Origin of the sequence: Bhargavaea ullalensis (assembly GCF_042432615.1) — a bacterium.
In the GTDB taxonomy this organism is placed as follows: Bacteria; Bacillota; Bacilli; order Bacillales_A; family Planococcaceae; genus Bhargavaea; species Bhargavaea ullalensis.
The window spans coordinates 13,432-33,265 of record NZ_JBHLWY010000030.1; the positions used below are offsets into that span (position 1 = coordinate 13,432).

General features: G+C 50.7%; 13 protein-coding genes. 3 read left to right on the forward strand and 10 right to left on the reverse strand.

From position 1 onward, the window contains the following. Positions 1-71 precede the first annotated feature (71 nt). A complete protein-coding gene (locus ACFFIY_RS07425) occupies positions 72-2,567 on the reverse strand; it encodes a phosphodiester glycosidase family protein (protein WP_354196525.1) in 2,496 nt (831 codons plus the stop codon). 391 nt (positions 2,568-2,958) lie between these two features. Here ACFFIY_RS07425 and ACFFIY_RS07430 point away from each other — a divergent pair, with 391 nt between their 5' ends. Both ACFFIY_RS07430 and ACFFIY_RS07435 read left to right on the forward strand, forming a co-directional pair. Continuing rightward, on the forward strand, positions 2,959-3,894 hold the full coding sequence (locus ACFFIY_RS07430) for a C40 family peptidase (RefSeq protein WP_354196527.1): 936 nt from the start codon (positions 2,959-2,961) through the stop codon (positions 3,892-3,894). A gap of 147 nt (positions 3,895-4,041) precedes the next feature. After that, positions 4,042-5,940 carry an N-acetylmuramoyl-L-alanine amidase gene (locus tag ACFFIY_RS07435; protein WP_354196529.1) on the forward strand — a complete coding sequence of 633 codons (1,899 nt, stop codon included), beginning with the start codon at positions 4,042-4,044 and terminating at the stop codon, positions 5,938-5,940. A 138-nt stretch (positions 5,941-6,078) separates the two neighbouring features. On the opposite strand, the gene ACFFIY_RS07440 is transcribed toward ACFFIY_RS07435, so the two are convergent. Together ACFFIY_RS07440 and ACFFIY_RS07445 are read right to left on the reverse strand one after the other, a co-directional pair. After that, complete coding sequence (locus ACFFIY_RS07440; protein WP_354196531.1) at positions 6,079-7,272, reverse strand: polysaccharide deacetylase family protein; 1,194 nt, start codon at positions 7,270-7,272, stop codon at positions 6,079-6,081. A gap of 258 nt (positions 7,273-7,530) precedes the next feature. Next, positions 7,531-9,708: a 5'-nucleotidase C-terminal domain-containing protein gene (locus ACFFIY_RS07445; protein ID WP_354196533.1), complete on the reverse strand. Its 2,178-nt coding sequence runs from the start codon at positions 9,706-9,708 to the stop codon at positions 7,531-7,533. A 282-nt stretch (positions 9,709-9,990) separates the two neighbouring features. Between ACFFIY_RS07445 and ACFFIY_RS07450 the strand changes: the two genes are divergently transcribed. Then, positions 9,991-11,307, forward strand: a complete 1,317-nt coding sequence (locus tag ACFFIY_RS07450) for a C40 family peptidase (protein ID WP_354196535.1) — start codon at positions 9,991-9,993, stop codon at positions 11,305-11,307. Between the two features lie 149 nt (positions 11,308-11,456). Here ACFFIY_RS07450 and ACFFIY_RS07455 read toward each other — a convergent pair whose 3' ends face one another. The 7 genes from ACFFIY_RS07455 to ACFFIY_RS07485 form a co-directional block, all read right to left on the reverse strand. Further along, positions 11,457-13,322: an LTA synthase family protein gene (locus ACFFIY_RS07455; RefSeq protein WP_354196537.1), complete on the reverse strand. Its 1,866-nt coding sequence runs from the start codon at positions 13,320-13,322 to the stop codon at positions 11,457-11,459. Positions 13,323-13,385: 63 nt separating this feature from the next. Next, positions 13,386-14,702, reverse strand: coding sequence for an ArnT family glycosyltransferase (locus ACFFIY_RS07460; protein WP_354196539.1), 1,317 nt, complete (start codon positions 14,700-14,702; stop codon positions 13,386-13,388). Positions 14,703-14,717: 15 nt separating this feature from the next. Beyond that, positions 14,718-15,059, reverse strand: a complete 342-nt coding sequence (locus ACFFIY_RS07465; protein WP_040227717.1) for an EamA family transporter — start codon at positions 15,057-15,059, stop codon at positions 14,718-14,720. Positions 15,060-15,063: 4 nt separating this feature from the next. Continuing rightward, positions 15,064-15,402, reverse strand: coding sequence for a DUF2304 domain-containing protein (locus ACFFIY_RS07470; RefSeq protein ID WP_354196541.1), 339 nt, complete (start codon positions 15,400-15,402; stop codon positions 15,064-15,066). Between the two features lies 1 nt (position 15,403). Next, a complete protein-coding gene (locus ACFFIY_RS07475; RefSeq protein WP_354196543.1) occupies positions 15,404-16,138 on the reverse strand; it encodes a glycosyltransferase family 2 protein in 735 nt (244 codons plus the stop codon). Positions 16,139-16,484: 346 nt separating this feature from the next. Then, positions 16,485-18,461: an S-layer homology domain-containing protein gene (locus ACFFIY_RS07480; RefSeq protein WP_354196545.1), complete on the reverse strand. Its 1,977-nt coding sequence runs from the start codon at positions 18,459-18,461 to the stop codon at positions 16,485-16,487. Between the two features lie 148 nt (positions 18,462-18,609). Then, on the reverse strand, positions 18,610-19,719 hold the full coding sequence (locus ACFFIY_RS07485) for an S-layer homology domain-containing protein (RefSeq protein ID WP_354196547.1): 1,110 nt from the start codon (positions 19,717-19,719) through the stop codon (positions 18,610-18,612). Positions 19,720-19,834: the final 115 nt, after the last annotated feature.

The following is a 19,834-nucleotide window of genomic DNA, read 5'->3' on the forward strand; positions in this document are numbered from 1 at the left end:
GCCTGAACCCTTATTATACATGAACGTCAAAACAAGACCCTGAGCCATGAAGCGCCCCGGGTCTTGTTGTTTTACTTCTCCATACTTTCTGCGCGGGCAATGAATGCCGCAAATTGGGTACGCGATACAAATGAATTCGGCCGGTAAGTGTTATTTTCGCCGAGCACGGTCAGTCCGTGGCTGGCAATCGTCGAAATTGGCCCGTACGACCAGTTATTTTTATCGATGTCCGAGATTTCGGGCACCGGATTTTTGGGTTGCAGCTTGTAGGTTTGCTGAAGAACCTTCGCCATCTGAGCCCGCGACAGCTTCGCCTGTGGCTTGAAGTTGCCGTTTTCATCGCCGGTCATGATTCCGAGCTCTTTCATGAGTGCAATTTCTCCGGCATATCCGTAGTCTTTGGATACATCCTTGAATGGGTCTTCATTGACCACACTGCCTTTTCGGCCCAGAGTCCGGCTGATCAGGAGGGCGGCATGCGCACGCGTGATATGGTCGGCAGGCCGATAGGTACCGTCCGGGTAACCATTGATCCAGCCGTTTTCAACCGCCATCCTGATCTCATTGATATGCCAGAAATCAAGCGGAATGTCATTGAACGGCTGCTCGACATGCCGGCCGTCATAATCAGCAATGAGTCGGTCAAGGTAGATGGTGCCTTTATTTTTGTTGTTGTCCAAAGGCTCGGCTACATAGAACTTCTGCACAGAGATCGGGCTCACGGCCCCTGCCGGCAGATTGGCCGTCACGTAGCGCCAGCCATCCCAGTCGAGGCCGCCCTGTTCAGTAAAGTCGATCGTGTATTCCTTGCCTGCACCGTCTTTGATGGTGCCACGGAGCCAGTGTTTTGCCTCGTCACCAAATACCCATAGACCGAGACGTTCCGGCTTGGAAGCCAAGTTAATGGAATTTGTGACCGCGTAAGAAGCGGAAGTTCCTTTTTGGCCGGTGAAGTCATATTGCAGGCCGAGCGAGGTTTTTCCTTCCTTCACAGGAGATTTCGGCCCGTCGAAACGGAGAGCCGTTTTTGCCCGGACAGACTCCGCTTTCCAGTCTGCCGCTCGTTCAAACCCGGTGACCATGCCGTTTGGCTCTGCCTTTAGAACTTCGACAGGGAACGACTTTGAAGCATTGCCATAACGGACGGTGACCGTACCTTTGCCGGTATTGGACGCAGTAAAGTCCCCGTTGGCAGAAATGGTTCCGATGTTCCCTTCAACCGAATACTGGAGTTTTGCCGCGTCCACCTTTACCGGATGGTAATTGCGGTCTGTCGCCCAATTGACGGATACCTTCGCCCGTCCACCCTTTGCCACAGAAGAGGAAGAGATTTTGGCATCCAGGAAGACAGGTGTTCCGGTCGCCTCGTAAGACACTGCACTTAAGATCGTGGAAACACGGCGTTCGGCACCGTCCGACAACCGGTTAAACACGACCGGATATTGAGCGCCCCGCTCGCGGACTGCCATTGTAGTCGATCCTCCGCCGTCTAGGTTGAGCGCATTATAAGCACCGATAGATACGAGGTACTGCGCAAATTCCGGCAGTTTCATTCCCCGGCTGACCGAGCTTCGCCCGTCTACCGTGATGAGGTATACTTCACTGCCGTCCGCATTTGTTGCAACAGCCGTGCGGGGAGCGATTTCATTTGCCCGGGCGCTCTTTGGATCCATTTCAAGTTTGACTTTCCCGTTCTGCACGAGAAGCGGACCGCTTGCCAGAACAAATTTCGCATCATTCCACGGCTTCGTCAAATTAATTTTCAGGGAGACCTGTTCCCCTTTTTTTAGACCCGAAAAGCGCTGGACATTTTCGGGGCCGTGGATGGACAGGACCGCGCCGCCTTCAGGAATTGCCGTGTAACCTCCCGGCCCGACACTGGCAACGGTGGCCTGGACTTGATCGCCCAGTTTATAGCCCTCTTCAAACGGCTTGGAGAAACCATTTAGAACGATCTCCATCCCGTATTTGTTTTGGTGGGTGTCCCTGTAGCTGAAAGTATCTGTATAAAGGATGATTTCATTTTCTTCCCGTTGTTGCTTGTTGATCGAATCAATCGTTGTTGGTATTCCGTTCACAGAAACCTCGGCATCATATCCGAAAAGACCGATATGTCCCTTTCCTTCCTTGGTCACTGCAAACGCCGAGGGCCGGTTCATGAACTGGTCCCGGTCTTTTTCAATCGCACCATATGTATTGACTTCGCCGTCCTGCATGAGGAGGTAAGCAGGCATTCCTTTGTTCAGCGGGTTGTATTTCGGGTTGATGTGGAAGATGGACCCATTGATGCTTCCTACAATTTGATGACCTTCAATTGATAATTTTTTCGATAGGACCGACGTCTGCAGCAGGCTGTCAATCGGATCATTGGTCAATGCTTCAACTGAGACGCCCGGCTTCTGCATGTCAATCGTCAGTCGGTTTGCGCCCGGCTTCTGCCCCGTTTCTGAATCATATTCCACCCCCGGCGTAACGGTAAATGTACGTGCCTGCGCAGGAACAGCCGCCGACGATAGCAGAATAATAGAAGCAAACGTCGCGGCAGCGGTGGCTTTCATGCTTTTCATAATTTCACTCACTCCATCCTGAAATCTACCCTTTACTCTAATGGTAGATTAATTGGATGGCAAGACTATTTTTGATAGGCTGGAAGGCTTCCGGAAAAGAGGCGGATGCTTTATTCCGATAACGGTAAATGCCGCGCCGCCGTTTTACCGGCATGACGGTCAACCTTATTACAGAACGGATTAAGCATGGTTAATATAAAAAACCGGCCTTTTTAGCAGGTTTTTGTTTATTTCAAATGGGTCAAAGGTCTTTCGAACTGTAATACCATTGTAATGTAACTGTAACCTTACCACGCATGATCCTATGCTAAACTCATTTTGTGAGAAAAATATAAAGAGATTATTCCAAAGCAGGAACGGAAAAGTCTGAAAGGGGAACTATCGAACCACTATGAAACGTCTCTTGTTCATACTCTCAGCCGTCCTAGTCATTTCAGGAGTTACACCGCACGCCACAGAGGCAGCTACTACGGCAACGCAAGATACCGTGATCAGCACGGCGAAGAAATACTTGGGAGTTCCCTACAAATACGGCGGCACCACGACAGCCGGCATTGACTGCTCGGCCTACACCCAGCTCGTGTACAAAAACGTAGGTGTCAGCATCCCCCGCACAAGCGGAGCCCAGTACAACTCGGGAAAAGCAGTCGCAAAATCCAATCTTCAAGTCGGTGACCTTGTATTCTTCAATACTTCCGGCAAAGGCGTCTCGCACGTCGGGATTTACATCGGCTCCAATAGTTTCATCCAGGCATCGACAAGCCGAGGTGTAACGATCACATCTCTCAGTGACCCTTACTACTGGGGCAGCAAGTATATCGGCGCGCGCCGGATTGTAAGCTTCCCTGAAAAGGCGCCGGTTGAAAAAGCACCGGACGTCGCCCAGACAGCGGCCCCAAATCCTGCTGCAAAGCCAATCACACGACTTCAAGCTGCTGAAGCCATCGTAAAGGAACTTGGAATCAAAGCGAAATATCCAACTGCCACTTACTTCAAAGACATCCCTGGCAACCACCCGCAACTTGCTGTCATCAATGCAGTTTACGAAGCCGGCATCTTCACCGGATCCGAAGGAAACTTCAACCCGGACAGCGGTCTCAGCCGTGCTCAAATGGCAAAGATTTTAGTTGAATCCTTCCATCTTGAAGGATCCGTAAAAGCACCTTTCAAAGACGTACCAGCTGATAGCTGGGCAGCACCTTACGTCAATACACTTTATTACAACAACGTAACGACCGGTTATACGAACGGTCCTAAAGCCGGCACATACGGCCTCAACGAGAAAGTTTCACGCACGCAGCTCGGCAAGTTTATGGATCGCCTCTAAAAACACGAATACCCAAAAGACCATCCTTCCAAACGGAAAGGATGGTCTTTTTTTCTTATGATGAGAAAAAAAGCCGAATAGTGATAGAATAATAGACTTCTCTTTGATATGATGGTGTCGAATAAGAAAGATTAATAGGAGGAAAATATGAAGATTAATCCACGTCTCCTGCTACCGTTTTTATCTGTTCTGTTGATTTTGGGGGTTCCTCTTCAAACAAGTGCAGCCGGCAAGTTTGTCGACACCGGCAATACAGAGTTTGAGCAGCACGTTGACTTCATCGCCGGCAAGGGCATCATCAGCGGCTACGAAGAAAACGGCAAATCCCTCTTCAAGCCGAATCAGCCGGTCACCCGTTTCCAGGCAGCCAAAATGCTCGTGATTGCAACAGGCAATGAGAATATGGATGCCTCGGAATACACGTTCCCCGACCTCAAGTCGGATGAAGCAAAAAAATACGTCGGCATCGCGACAAAGCTCGGATTTTTCTCGGGCTATTCGGATGGCACGTTCAAGCCGATGCGAACACTGAAGCGCGGCCAAATGATCAAGGTCTTGGCCAATGCATTCAACGTGGAGGAACCGATTACCGTTGAAAAACCACTGATGTTTTCTGACGTTGAGATCGGCTATGAAAATGCCTCCAAACTGAATGGACTTTATTACAATGGAATCGCCCAGGGATCCCTAGGCGAATTCCGAACCGGCTCCGAACTTTCCCGCGCGCAGTTCTCCATGTTCCTTGCCCGTGCGATGGATGCGAAGTTCCGCCTCAAAGTTGCACCGGTAAACAACACCGTGATTGCCAATGCCCGTGTGCATAAAAACCTGGGGAGCTCGCTGAATATCCGAAGCACTCCTTCAACAAACGGCAAGGTAATCGGTAAGCTGGCGCCGGACTCCCTCGTCGCCATCGTTAAAAACAATAACTTGAAGACGAGCGAATGGGTGCAGATCCGCTACGAAAAAGGGCCGGCCTATATTAACGCCGGTTCTGACTACGTCTCCATGCTGGACTCGGACAGCCAGGAAATCGGGTCCGCAACGCATGCCGTCAAAGTGAACACGAAAGATGCATCAGATCCAGTTCTTAACGTCCGTTCTCAGCCTTCCATCAGCGGCATCGTCATCGGTCAGCTGAAAAACGGTGATGTCATTGACGTGTATGGCGCTAAAGCGGGCTGGAATCTCGTAATTTACAATGGCCTGCCAGGCTATATCCAATCGGCATACACGGAAAAGGTAGAAGCACCGCCCGCTCCTCCAAAACCGCCGGTCGCTCCTGCCGGCAATGTCGTCGGCAAAGTGACGGTCAATAGTCTCAATGTGCGCCAGGGGCCTTCAGATTCTTCCGCTTCTCTCGGAACGCTTGGCAAAGGTGCCCAAGTCTCTGTGAAAAAGATTGACGGCTGGTGGGCACAGATTGACTACAACGGCCGCACCGCCTATGTACACAAGACATTCCTGAAACTGAAGAATACGACAGGCTCGATCCTGCAAAACCGTATCTTCGTAGTGGACGCCGGCCATGGCGGCTCCGATCCGGGCACATCCAAGAATAATGTCACCGAGAAAGCCATTACGCTAAAAGTTTCCAAGAAGGTCGAACAGAAACTGAAGGCTGCAGGAGCTACAGTCTATATGACACGCACGGGTGACACTTATCCGTCGCTTAAGGACCGGGTCAATTATGCCAATCAGAAGCTGGCTGAAACGTTCGTCAGCATCCATGTGAACTCTGCAGGTGCAACGTCTGCAAAAGGTTCGGAGGTATTTTTCAACACATCCAAGAACATGAATGCCTCTGAAAGCAGCTTCCTTGCCTATGACGTCCAGCAGCGCCTCGTTAAAGACGTCGGCATGCTGAACCGTGGAAGCAAAGACAGTGAATTTTACGTCGTCAAGAACAACAATATGCCGGCCATCCTCGTGGAACTGGGCTTCATCACGAACCCTCAAGATTTCGCAAAGCTGACAAGCGACGCATACCTCGAAAAGTATGCGCAGGCAATTTACAACGGGATTGTGGATTACTACAACCGTTAAAAAGAAAAGGCGAGATTGCACCCGGTAAACGGGTTGCCATCTCGCCTTTTTCTATTGAATCCATCACACGATAATCAGCCTGTCCTCCTCCACGGCAACACAATAAGAGCCACTACTCTACTATGCCGGAGTCTCGGCTTAAAACTCTACTTCTTTCCATTCAGTTGTCTTTGTTCCGTCTTTCCTTGTGAAGATTACTTTCAATTCATACTTTCCGCTCAGTCCTTCACCATTATCCTTCTCTATCACCATTTGATTATCGTCTATTGATGTATGGGCACTTTCTCCAAAATTCCTGACAAACCTTTCATCTCTCCATAGTTCATAGCGGACCTCAGACAGACTGGTGCCGTTTTGGTAAGCGTCATTCTGTAGGAATGACGCAGCCACCCAGTCTCCTTCGTACTGGAATAAGGACACACGCGGTTCGTTCGGCTTCTCTTCCTTTTTAAATTCGGCAAACTGATCTGTATACCAGAGCGGATCTTTCATGGATGAGCCATTGAACCGCTTGAGCTGCATCTTATTCGAATTAAACGTGTTCACGCCTGTCACTGTAGTATAGACCATTGTAAAACCGGATTCTTTTACTGCCTCCGCAGAGATGTCATCATATGCACCAAACGGATAGGCGAACGCTCTTGGCGGAGCGCCGAGTTCTCTTTCAATAATTTCATTGGACAGAGCCAAATCATCCAAAATCATTTTCTTTCGCCGGGCATCCGTGATTTCTTTCCCGTCGGTGTCCAGGTTTGTGATGAAGGCTTCTTTTCCGCTTTCATTGTCATGGCGCAGATGAAGCGCATTTGTATGGTTCCCGATTTCAAAGACTCCGGAATCCCGCATTTCCTTGATCTGTTCCCAAGATGCCATTGGGAGGCCTACGCGTTCTCCTTTTTCAACATTGTCAGTGATGACAAACATAATCGCCTTGAATCCTTCTTCTTTTAAAATCGGATAAGCGGTTTTATAGACGCTTTCGTATCCATCATCCACTGTGATTAAAATTGGATTTGGAGGGAGCCATGCCTCACCGTTCAAATAAGCCTCCAGCTCGGTATTGCTGATGCTGGTATACCCCATTGCCTTGAAGTGTCTTAGCTGTGCCCTGAAATCTTCGGCTCGGGTGTTGATGGAAACGTGGTCGGATTCTTCATCGAACATATGGTAATTCACCACGGGGATGACCGTGTTGCTGTCCGTTATATGACTGAGCACTTTTTCCTCTCCCGCTTCGTTTTTGGGAGCATCTTTTTTGCTCCCCATCAATCCGATCCCTGCAATTAAAAGAGCTGCCATGAAGACCGGGATCACAATCTTGAGTTTGTTCATTTCATAATCCTCTTTTCGTCCGTGCTTTTTACCATTAAATCAGGAAGGTTTTAAATCTCCTGCCTCCTGGATCATGCCTGCGATATCTTCTCTGTCCCCCTTTGATGAATGCCTGGCATGATTTTCCCTTAAACCATATAAAGTGTATCACTTTTTGGTCCCGCGGAGCTTGGCGGGGATAAAAAAGAAGATTGCAGCCCAACAGCGGGCGCAATCTTCTTTTTTTCACTTCGATCATTACAGCGTTTGAACAACAGTTTAATCTTCTTTTACAATCAATCCACGGCCGTTAGAGAAAATTTTGGCAGCCTGCGCCCGGCTTGTTGATTCGAGCGGCCGGAACTTCGTGCCGTTATGAGAGCCGTCGACAATCCCATTCTCATAGAGGAATGCGATGGCATCCAATGTCTCTTCATCCGATCCGCCGATGTCTTCGAATGGAACTTTTGAAAGGTCTCCTTCATACGTCTTTCCGTTCTGAAGCTCATACACCCGCTTCAGCATGAGGGCGAGCTGGGCACGCTTCACCGGTTCGTTAGGCATGAAATTGCCATTGGAACCTTTGATAATTCCATATTCCTGTGCCGCCGCCACTTCGGCTTTTGTCTCCGGTCTCATGTTTCCAAGATCCTTAAAGTCCGACGTCTTGCCCTCTGTTTCAAGACCGAGTGCACGGACGAGGATGCTCGTTGCCTGGGTCCTGGAAAGGACCTTGTTTGTCCCATAAGTCGTGGCCGTATTCCCCTGAATGATATCACGGTAGTAGAGATCTCGGATGAACGGTGTGAATTCATTGTTTGGATCCACATCCGTGAACGGCATGCTTGCAACAATGCGATTCTCCTTTTCCGGTGAAACCTTGTCGAATTGCTGGATATAGTCAATGAACATCTCCCAGTCGACATTGCCCGGCTCACTCACGCGGCCTTCTTCATATGCTTTGGCGAACATGTCGTAGCCGTCGCCGCCTGCTGCGGTGAATGTGTTGGTGGCAACATAATAATCCGCTTTTGGATCGATTGCCTTGTAGCCGTCTTTCGTGTGGACCTGCACGTCACGGACACGCTTGCCCGGTTCCGCCTTGCCGTCAAAGCTGTATTTCATCCCGGAAACATGCAGGAATCCGCCGTTCTCTTTCGGGAACATACGGACGCTGTGTTCCAGTGCAGCCGTGATTTCCGCTCCTGACAGCTTGGCTATGCCGAGCGTGTTGCCAAACGGCATGACGGTCATGACTTCTCCGACTGTAATTGGCCCTTCATTGATGCCGGCACGGATTCCACCGCCGTTCGTCATGGCAATGGTCACATCCGGATTAATGGCTTTTGCTGTTTCCAGCATGCCGTCTGTAATCAGGTTTCCGAGGTTTGTTTCTCCTGCACGGACACCCCAGAGACCGCGAGAACCGTCCAGCGGCACAGTGGCATTCACGCCAGTGGATTCGTTCATTGTCTCTGCAATGGCTTCATCGTATTCTTTCAGAAGTTCGGCAGCTTCTGCATCGTCTTCTGCCTCTTTTGTCGGATGAAGACCACCGTCAACCTGGGTGATGACGCCGTTTTCATCAAATGTCACGTTAAGCTCACCGATATTGTCGGCATATTGACCTGTCTGGACAATAACCGTTGGTTTGCCATGATTGTCCACTTTGACCGGCTCTTTGAGTGCCGTGTGGGAGTGGCCGCCAACGATGATGTCGATGCCCTGGACTTTTTCGGCAAGAAGCTTGTCATTGCCGAACTCCGGATTGCTTTCAAAGCCCATGTGTGTGATGGCGATGATTTTGTTGACGCCTTTTTCTTCGAACTTGGCGACGACTTCATTTGCGGCTTTTTCATAATTGCTGAACTTAACATCATTGGAGCTGGAGATTGTCGGCGTCTCCTCGGTGGTCAATCCGAAAATCCCCACCTTTTCCCCCCCTACTTCCTTGATGATGCCTTTATAAAACTTACCGCCTTCAAATTCTTCAGTGACATCTCCGCCGATCAGGTCCTTGAAAGTGCCATAAGCAGAGAAGTCCGTATTGGCACTGACAATCGGGAATTCAGTTTGGCTGACAAAGTCTGCAAGCGTCTTGTGGTCTTCCTCAACAGAACCCCGGTCAAACTCATGGTTTCCAAATGTCATTGCATCGTAACCGAGGTAGTTCATGAGCTTCAAATCAGCAAGCCCGTGGAACTGGTTGAAGTAAAGTGTGCCCGAGAATACGTCCCCTGCATCGAGAAGCACGTTGTTCGAATTTTCCTTCTTCAACTGCTTGATAATCGTTGCCCGTTTCGCTCCATTCTCCAAATGGGCGTGCGTATCGTTCGTGTGAATGACAGTCAGCTCGAAGTCTCCTCCGGCAGCCTTTGTCTGGGCCGGAGCCTGAACGCCGAAAAGCGCTAATGCGAGTGCTGCGGACGCCGTTGCCTTGATCCATTTTCCGTTCATCCTACACCATCCTATCTTTTTATTTTCCCGCTTCTATTTATAAAGCGGTCACTCGCTTTCATTCTACCATTCGGGCAATAGTTTGAATATGAGCAATTGCACGGTTAGCAGTAAAAGTATGGAATGAACACAGTGTTTTGGACCTAAATGACAACATATTTCGGAACACTTCAGGTTTGTAATCTATTTGTAATCAAAACGTAATCTATCAGACTATTGTTTGGGGCAGGGTGAACAGATACAATGGGAATCAGGTGAATTCGTGAAAAAGGAGAATCAGTGATGAAAAAGATCGCATTTTCGGTGTTGACGACGTCTGCACTTGCAGTCATCATTGCAACACCGGGCGAAGCGGAAGCCGCTTCGGACTCGTACGCGGTACAATCGGGCGACTCTCTCTGGAAGATCGCATCGAAGCATCAGATCTCCATCGCTCAGCTGAAAACATTGAACAACCTTTCCACAGACGTCATTTATCCGGGCCAGAAGCTCACCATCAGTCTTCCGGCAGAAGCAGCCACTGCCGCCGGGCACTCGAAGGCGCAGGAAGTCGCAATGGCATCTCCGCCCAAGACGGCCGTGTCCGACTCGTTTGTCTACACCGTCAAAGGCGGAGACTCCCTCAGCAAAATTGCTTCCATACATAAGACGACAGTCACCAAGCTGAAGGAATTGAACGGACTGTCCGGCGATCTGATCCTCGTCGGCCAGAAATTGAAAGTGGCAGGCACCCCTGTCCAGCAGGCAGCCAAGCCTGCGGCAAAACCGGTCCAGAAACCGGCGCAAAAACCTTCTGCCTCTGCCCCGTCCGGTACCTACATCGTCCAAAGCGGTGATACCCTGTCGGCAATCGGCATGGCTACGGGAGCTTCGGTCGATCAGTTGATGAAGTGGAACGGGCTCACCTCCCACATCATCCGTGTTGGCCAGAAACTGAAGGTGGACGGCAGCTCTGCTTCCGCGAAACCTGAAAGCAGCGGCAACATCGTGCAGACATCCAAGCCGGTCACCAAGCCGAAACCGGCTCCTGCGGCGGACACTTACACGATCCAGAGCGGGGACACGCTTTCCGCGATCGGGCAAAAGTACGGTGTCACGGTCACGGACCTGATGACCTGGAACAATCTGTCGAATTACAACATCCATGTGGGACAAAAGCTGAAAGTGAAAGGCGGCTCCGTCTCAACCAGCAAGCCGCCGCAGGGCAACCAGTCTTCAGCCGCTCCTCCTGCCGCATCCGCATCTTCACCTGTCGACGCAGCGATGGCGGTCATCGGCACGCCTTACCTGTGGGCAGGAACCACGCCTGCCGGGTTCGACTGCAGCGGCTTCATCTGGTATGCATTCAAGACCGGAGGCGCTGATATCGCCCGTACGAACGTCGAAGGCTACTTCAGCCGCTCGTTTTACGTTGACAGCCCGCAGCCCGGAGATCTCGTCTTCTTCAACAACACTTACAAAAAAGGCCTTTCCCATATGGGCATCTATCTCGGCGGGGGCAAATTTGTCCATGCCAGCACATCCCAGGGCGTCACCATCTCTCATATAAATGATGCCTACTGGAAAGACAAGTTCGACAGTTTCAAGAGGTTCTATTGATCCAAGAAGCAGGCGCACCCCACTGCGGGATGCGCCTGCTTTTTTTTTGGTATTTTCGAGCAAAACAACTGCTTCAAGAAAGGCCGGAACTTTTCGGGGAACCAAAGGAACGCTCGGCTGTGCAGCGTCCTGCCATCCACTTCGCTTTCTTACTTTATAGGCTCAAACAATTTCTTCTTCGAGTATTGATCGCCGAAGAGAATGTCGTATTGGATCATGCGGTAATCCGTCTCATACACACGATCCCCCTTCGGTGTATTCGGATGCAGGCCGCCTTCTTTATCCACCTTGATCTCCCGCGAGAACCCTGGAAGATTTTCTGACATCCTGCCCAGGAATTCATGGAAGAGGGGCCTTGGAAGGCCCGCCATTTTGAGTGCCTCCGGACCTACAAATGCCGCGCTCAGCGTATCGATATCCGGTTGAGGAGCTCCGAAGTTGTTCCAAAAGACGAGCGGCGTGCGTCTCATCTTGAATGTCTGTTCAATCGGCCATCCCTCTTCCCCTTTGCCTGGAGGGACATAGCCTGCTTCCCGGTATGCCTGAAAGTCCAGGCCGAGTGAAGGCATATGGTCACCGAAGAAGACAACGACTGTTGGCTCGCCGGACTCTTCAAGGTGCGCCAGCAGATCGGCCAAAGCCTGGTCAGCATCGGAAACCCCCTGTGCATACAGATCGACAATCGATCGCATCTCAGGGGACAATCCTCCACCTTCTGACTTGATCCGCTCTTCTTCGTAGCGGCCCGGGTTATAGGAAATATGGTTCTGCATCGTCACGGCATACAAGAAGAGCGGGTCATCGGATGCTTCCACCTGACGGATGATCTCTCTCGTCACTTCCACATCGCCGACATACGGACCAACATACTCAGGGTTGTCGAGCCTGTCAATATCCAGGAAATCATCAAACCCGAAATGCTCGTACACGTTCTCGCGGTTCCAGAACCACTTTGGATAAGGATGAACAGCCAGGGTGCGGTACCCGAAAGACTTCAGGTAGGTCGGCAATGCCGGAATATCGCGCGTGACATATTGCTGGTAGGGAACAGAGCCATTCGGAAGGAAGGTGTTCGTCATTCCCGTGAGCACTTCAAATTCTGAGTTCGCGGTGCCCCCGCCGAACACCGGCGCCAGGAACCAGCCGCTCTGCAGGTCACGGACGTGTGGCATCGGATCTTGGTTGAACTTCAGGTCCTCGCTCAGCTTTGTCGGATCCCAATACGCTTCATTCATGATCATAATGATGTTCGGTTTCACTTCGGGATCGCCCGCCGCCGCTTCACCGGCATCATTCCCGATTTCTTTTCCGATGTCTGCCATCTTGTCTTTGCCGTAGCCGGACGGCGGCAGGACGATTGCGCTCTGTGCATTTAGAAGAAAGGCAACAAAAAATCCGTTCGTCGTGTAGTTGTCATTCTGGTTCCATGTCCTGTTCAGAATGCCGAGCCGGTCTTCAAGCATCTCCCCCGCTGCCGGTACACTGCGGTAAAAGACGAAAGCTGACAAGAACAAAAGTCCCACGATCCCCATAGTAAGCCGGCCCCACCACGGAAACTTCACCAGGCGAGGCGGCTTTTTCAGACGGATGATCACAACGAGTGCCACGATGGCCAGCAGGATGACCACGGCTATTGTGATCAGCCTCGGTATATTGATTTGCTCGGCCAGATTCGGCAACAGATTGATGACATTGTTATATAGGAAGAGATCCCACGGATACAGGTTCTCACCCAGAAAGCCAAACTTAAAGTAAGACACGGCGGCAAGTCCGGCTGCGACCAGATTTGTAAAGATAAAGCTGATCATGAACCGGTTTGTTACAGCTAACAAAATCAAAAATAGCATGAATACGATCAGGACATTGAGCAGAAAAGCAGTGGTGCCCGTCGTTTTCAACCATTCGATCCGCTCTTCCGCATTTTGGTGAAGCTTCGCCTCAAGCATGATGACAAGAACACTGCTGTATAGTGCCATAGCGGCAAGCACAAGTCCATTTTTCACATATTTATTCATTTACTGCCACTTCCTTTCAGAGAAAAGCCGAGCCGTCTGACCGGCCCGGCCTCTTGTGAACGTTTATTGCAGAGACTCCTTCATGCGAAATGCACGCCACCTGCCGACGATAAAGCCGACTGCCTGTACCATGCCGTAAGCGCCGATGATGGCGAGAAGCGGCATGATCAGCAGGCCATACCGAGGCAAGGCCAGGAATATATTCGAAGCAATGATGTAAATCAGCACAAGTACGCTTAAATACATGACTGGGCGGTGCCTGCGGCAAAGGAAAGCGGATAGCAGGCCTACACCTGCCAGGAACATGTTCTGATACTTGAAAAATCTGCGAAGGAAACCCGGGATATACTGAGAGTATGGTCCAAGACCATCCGGTGTCAAATTGTTGTCAACGAAGAGCCACATTGTCTTGCCCATCGTGAACCAGGTGAACCAAAGCGGAAAGTCTTCCTTAAAACCTTGCGGGATGAGAATCTTCGCATACTGTTCCTGGTTATAACCTTTTGCGACCGCTTCATGCACCAAATCCTCAGGAGGAACCCGATAAAACGGGTTGGCCCCACCAAGTAGCGGACCGCCGGCATGGCTTGAGAACAGGTACATCTCACCAAACTGGATGTAGTTCCGCACTGCCCAGGGTCCCATGACGAGTAGCGGTCCGATGCACCAGATCAGGCCGGTCTTGATGCCGTCTTTTAATCCGTAACGGACAGCGACAAGCAGCCAGGCGAACAGCAGCATCGGTGCCGGCGTAGCACGGAACATGAGCATCAGAGAGGCAATGATGCCAAACGCGATATGCCACTTGATATCTTTCGTTCTGATGGCGATGATAAAGATGTAAATCGACAGAAGCAGAAGGAATATGCTCGGAATCTCTGTGAGCGCTGCTCTGAAGTAATGAAGCGGAGCGATATGAGTCATGTAAAGAATCGATGCGATATTCGAAATCCACCGGTTTCGGAACAGACTCCACGCAATTGCATAAATGAGAACGACAATCCCTAAATTCAGAAACATGTTGGCGAGCCTGTAAAGCATCAGATGGTTGGTATTGAGCACTTCCGCTGTTTTAAAGATAGCCGCCAGATAAAACGGCTGCCCGTATGTAACGTAAGCATTCGGCTTGCCGGCTGCATTGGGGCTGTATTCATAGCCGTAAACCCCGTCATCGATCAGCTGCCAGGCCATCTTGGAGTAGAGGGCAGCGTCACGGGAGCCGTATGTGGAAATTTCTTCTCCGAATGTTCCGGGACTGTTATAGATCGATCCCGGGTGTGTGTAAAGGAAAAATAAATTCACGCCGGCATAGATCACCAAAAGCACAGTGATGATGAAATGCCGTTTGAAAAACGGGCCAAGCTTGTTCAATTTGGACATGGATCCGTCTCCTATTTATTTGGCGACCAGATAGACGCCGAAGATGATGACCGCCATGCCGACCCACTGGGTAGGCTGGACAGTTTCGCGAAACGCCAGGATGGCGATAATCGCGGCAAGAATGTAGCTGATGCTCTGACTTGGATATGCGACACTTAGCGGAAGCTTGCTGAGCACGTAGAGCCAAAGGCCGGTGGCAATCACATAAAGCGAGGCCCCGCCGATAAAGAGCGGCGACAGAACAAGACGCACGGCGGCCTGCAGGCTCCATGCATCGATGTTTGACACCGCCAGCTTCCAGAGCACCTGCCCCGTGACGAGGAGCAGGATGTTCGCGACTAAAACGAGATAAACCATTGAATTATTCCTTCTCTTCTAGTTTTTTCTTCAGGATCGAGTATTCCTGGGTCAGGTTGACCATTGCCTTGTTCAGCTTGGAAATCCTCCGGGTCAGGTCAAACACGAGGATGATCACAAACAAGAGACCGAACAGGAACAGGAGCGACGGCGGATAAAAGACGCCGAGCAGCCTGCCGAGACGGTTGATGAACGTCTCGCTGATGCTGAAGAATCCCATGAACAGGCAAGTGATGATCCAGAGAAGCGAATACTTCGTCTCAAGAATTCCCCTGCGGACAGACTCAATCACAATCAAAAACAGGATGATGACAAGAATGAACGAGAAAATACTGATGTCCATGTCACGCCCTCCCGCCGACAAGGCGCTGCATGACGATGGACAGTGTTACCTTCGCCATGTAATACATCGATTTGAACGGAGTGATCGATGATTCGCCGCCCTGGCGGGAATGCATCTGGACTGCTCGTTCTTCGATTCTTTTTTTCTTCCGGCGAAGATAAATGATCACTTCCGGCTCAGGATAATCACTCGGATACGCTTCTGAGAACAGAAGGATCACATCACGGTTGACTGCCCGGAAGCCGGATGTCGGATCAGTGATGCGCTGGCCGGACATGGCCCGGATCAGCCGTTCAAAATAGAAGATTCCCATCCGGCGGAAGGGGCTGCCCGAGTAATCCGTTTTCTCCACAAAACGGGAGCCGATGCACATGTCGCACATTCCCTCTGCGACCGGAGAGATGATTGTCTCCAGTTCCTTGGCGCTGTGCTGGCCGTCCGCATCAAACTGAACGGCAATATCATAGCCGTTGTAATCCGCGTACTTGTAGCCCGTCTGTACGGCTCCGCCGATGCCGAGATTATTCGGCAAATCCAGCAGAACCACTTCCGAATACTGTCGCACAATGTCGGCCGTATGGTCCTTGGATCCGTCATTGACCACGCAAATATCGAGCCCCGGCATCTGGCTGCGAAGCCTGAGCAGACCTTCGATGGTCAGCCCGATCGCCTCTTCTTCATTGTAAGCCGGTACGATGATCAACACTTTCAGGTTTTCGAGCTGATTTTGATTCATGTAGATAAACCTCCAAAATTGCCTACCGCTATCATACCTTATTGGTGATAGGCAATCAAACAGAGTTGGGAATTATCGGGGAGCACCTGCCCTGTAAGTCTTAAACCCTGCTGAATATGAAAAGACACCGCCGGGATAGAATCCAAGAATTTAATCAAGAGTAACACCAATAACGGTTTGCTCTTTTTACAATCCTTGAGACGTGAAGTTGATTTCCGTTGCGGAGGCTTGCTTTCCGCCGGCGGTCCGCGAGCCTCTTCCGCTCAAACAACTTCTAATGAAGAGGGAGATAAAAAACGAGATTGCAACCCAATAAGCGGATGCAATCTCGCCTCTTCTTTTTTACTCATGGCTGGTGAATGATATCCACATATTCTCCTGCCAAATGAACCGAATAGCGGCCATTGTCGTCTGATAGGACGTTCTGCCAAGTGCGTTTTTCTGCTTCATTGTAGTTGGATCCGATGATGACGACCGGCATGCCCGCCCTCTTATACGAGAAGAGGATATTATTGCCGACTTCCGGAGAAGTTCTGGCTTTCAGGTCGTCCGCTTTCGTCACCCCGAGCGTGTAACGGCCGTAGTCGCGTCCGCCCATTTCCTTGTCGGCCCGGTAGGCATGTCCTGCCGCCTTCGCGCCCCAGTAAGGATCCGAAGCATACTTCACATTGAACCCGACAGCCTTCGTGCCGAATGCCGATCCGTTGGCATAAGAGCCGGTCGGCGGAATGTAATTCTTATTCCAATACTGGTCGGCGAGTGTATTCACATTTTCCTCAATCGACTTGTACTTATGGAACGTATGGTTTTTATCCAGATCATCATACACGGCCAGGCCAAACAGGTTATTGTAAAGCTGGGCCTTGTCGCTCATCCCGTAGTTGCTTTCATGCTGGGCGAGCGCCAGGATCATGAGGGCGTTGATCCCTTTTTCTTCTTCGGCATTCTTCAAAACCTTGCCAATGCCGATCAGTTTGCTTTTCTTGGAAGCATCTGTGTAAGCGGCATTTTTCGTTTCTTCCAGCGCCTTTAACTTTTTCATGACATAGGCGTCGATGTCCTCCGCCGAGTAGACGGTTTTCGTGCGTGCAGGCAGGAACTGATAATAGTTATAATTCGTCAGTGCCGGCTTGCCGTTTGCATCTGCGAAATGAATCTGATCCCATGACGTATACTTGGTGCCCGGTGTCATGCCGTCAGGTGCTTTGCCAGTCGGATAAGACAGGTAGCCGCCGGTCCGGTTGGAGAAGATATAGTGGACCAGGTTGCCTGCACCGTCGGCAGTGTAGTACGACCGGCCCTTCAACATGTTCCAGGTTTTCAAGTCTGCATTTTCATGTTTGATATAGCCATCTTTTCCGGAAAGCCGGACTTTCACATACTGTGAATTGGACTCAAGGTATTCCAGCTCCGAGTCGCTCGTCACGTAAGTAAATGCCGTCTTGAAATCAGGCTTTTCGTAAACGTTTGTGAGCGTGGAACCCGTAAGCGCCGGCTTGGTGATGACCACTCCGCTCTGCATCTTGACGATCGAGCTCTTGTATAGAACGACTTGGCCGCTTGCCAACGCCTTGGCCGCTTCATCGAATGATTTGAACTTGCGGAGAGTCGTGTAATTTCCCTTCGAGTCAACGACTGCCGTAGCGTAGTCCATTTGCGGGGAAGGTGACGGCGATGGAACTTCCTCATCCTCAATCTTCTCCGCCAACTTAATGAGCCGTGTGATGACGGTCGCCGCCTCCCAACGGTGTGCTTCATTCATCGGGCGGAACAGATAGCTTCCATCCGGTTGCTTGGAACCGGTGAAGATCCCGGCCCCGGCAAGATCATAGACCATTGAGCGGTAGGAGGGCAGCATCTCTCTTTCGTCGGTGAACTTGTAGCCAGGACTTTTTCCCTCCAGCTTGAGATAGTCCATCGCACGCTTCATCATGACGGCCATGTGCTGGCGTTTGATCTTGTCACTCGGCCGGAAAGTTCCGTCCGGGTATCCGTCGATGATTCCGGCATTTGCCGCTGCGAGCAGCTCTGCCAGATAGCCGCTTCGATTGTCCACATCGGTGAATGTAATATCCCCCGGCGCTTGCTCCAGCTTCAACGCACGGGCGAGCAGCACAGCAAACTGTCCTCGGGTGATGACTTTGTTCGGGTGATAACCCGTGTCATCCCCCTGCAGGACTCCCCGGTCAATGAGGAAACGCATGTCCTTTTCTGCCCAGTGGCCGGTGACGTCGTCTGCTGCTGCGGATGCAGGAATGGCTGCCATGAATATAATCGAGGCGACCAGCAACCAGGCTGCGGAATGCTTCAACTTCTTACCCACTCTTTCAACTCCTTATTCCAAAGATAGGTTGGTAGATTCAGGTTCATCGTATCACAGAAAAAAGAATGTCGAAACGTCTGCCAGGAACTTTTTTCTATCGGAAAACGTAAACAGCCCCGGAATCCCGGGGCTGCATGAGTTTCAAATCTTATTCGAATGAACCCATCGGTGTTTCAGTGGAAACATTCAGTTTGAACGGTTGCTCAAACTCATAGCCGCCGCTTTGTACTTTCAGGTTCACCGGCAAGTCAGTCACTCTGGCACCCTTTCCGTCCGCCTTCAGTTCACTGAACGCCTGCTTGATCAGGATTTCTTTGGCTGCCGCCATATCTTTCGTGATGTCCACTGCTGCGTTGTCGCCAATTTTGATGGATGTCACGCCAAGTCGCGGCATTTTATCGGAGAAGAAGCCGGTGTTTTGAATGTCGGCGAATGCTCCGTCGATGCTGTTCACTTTAATCGTGTAAGCGCCGCTCTTTCTGTCAAAGGAAGTCACAAGGCTCGCTTCGCCATTCGTGTCCTGGAAGAGATCGTCTTCCAACGCACGGAAGAGCTTTTCGCGGCCTTCGGTAACCGCATCACGGCGTCCTTCATCCTGGATCTTGGCACGGTCGATGAACAAGGCCATCTGTCCGCGTGTGACCGGGTTATTTTCGCCGTAAATGCCCGGGCGCTGACCTTGCGTCACTTTTGCATCATAGATTGCCTGTACAAACTTGGCATGCCATTCATTCGCTGTTACATCTTTGAATGGAGCTGTGTACGGCTTGTCTGTCGGAAGTTCATAGGCAAGTGCAATGATCTGGGACATTTGAGCCCGGGAAAGTGTGTTTGCCGGTTTAAATACTTTTTTGCCGTTCACGACGGAGCCGCCGACAATGCCCGCTTTTGTAAGGGCTGCGATCGGACCGTAGTACTCACTCTTTTTATCCAGATCCGTGTAACCGGGATCCGGCACGTTTTTCGTGTCAAGGCCGAGTGAGCCTGCAATAATTTTCGCAGCTTGCTGGCGTGTGATCGGCTTACCCGGCTTGAACGTGCCATCCGGATATCCGACGATGATGCCTTCCGCCGCAAGCGCCAGGATGCTCGCATAGTCATCGCCTTTAGGGTCCAGATCTTTGAAAGTCTGGTTTTGCTGAACTGCCGCATGGGCAGTTGTCTGAAGCGGAGTCGCCGTAAACAGAGTGCCGGCCGCGAGTGAAACGGTCAGGGCCGCCCCGATCACTTTCTTTTTTGCATTGGTTGATTTGTTCATTCTAAAACCTCCATCCATTTAATAAGGGTGGAACCAGTTGTTGCGCATAAATAGAAATTCATGTGTAGTTTATCATTGTGAAACTATTCATTCAACAAATTTCAGGGAATTTTGA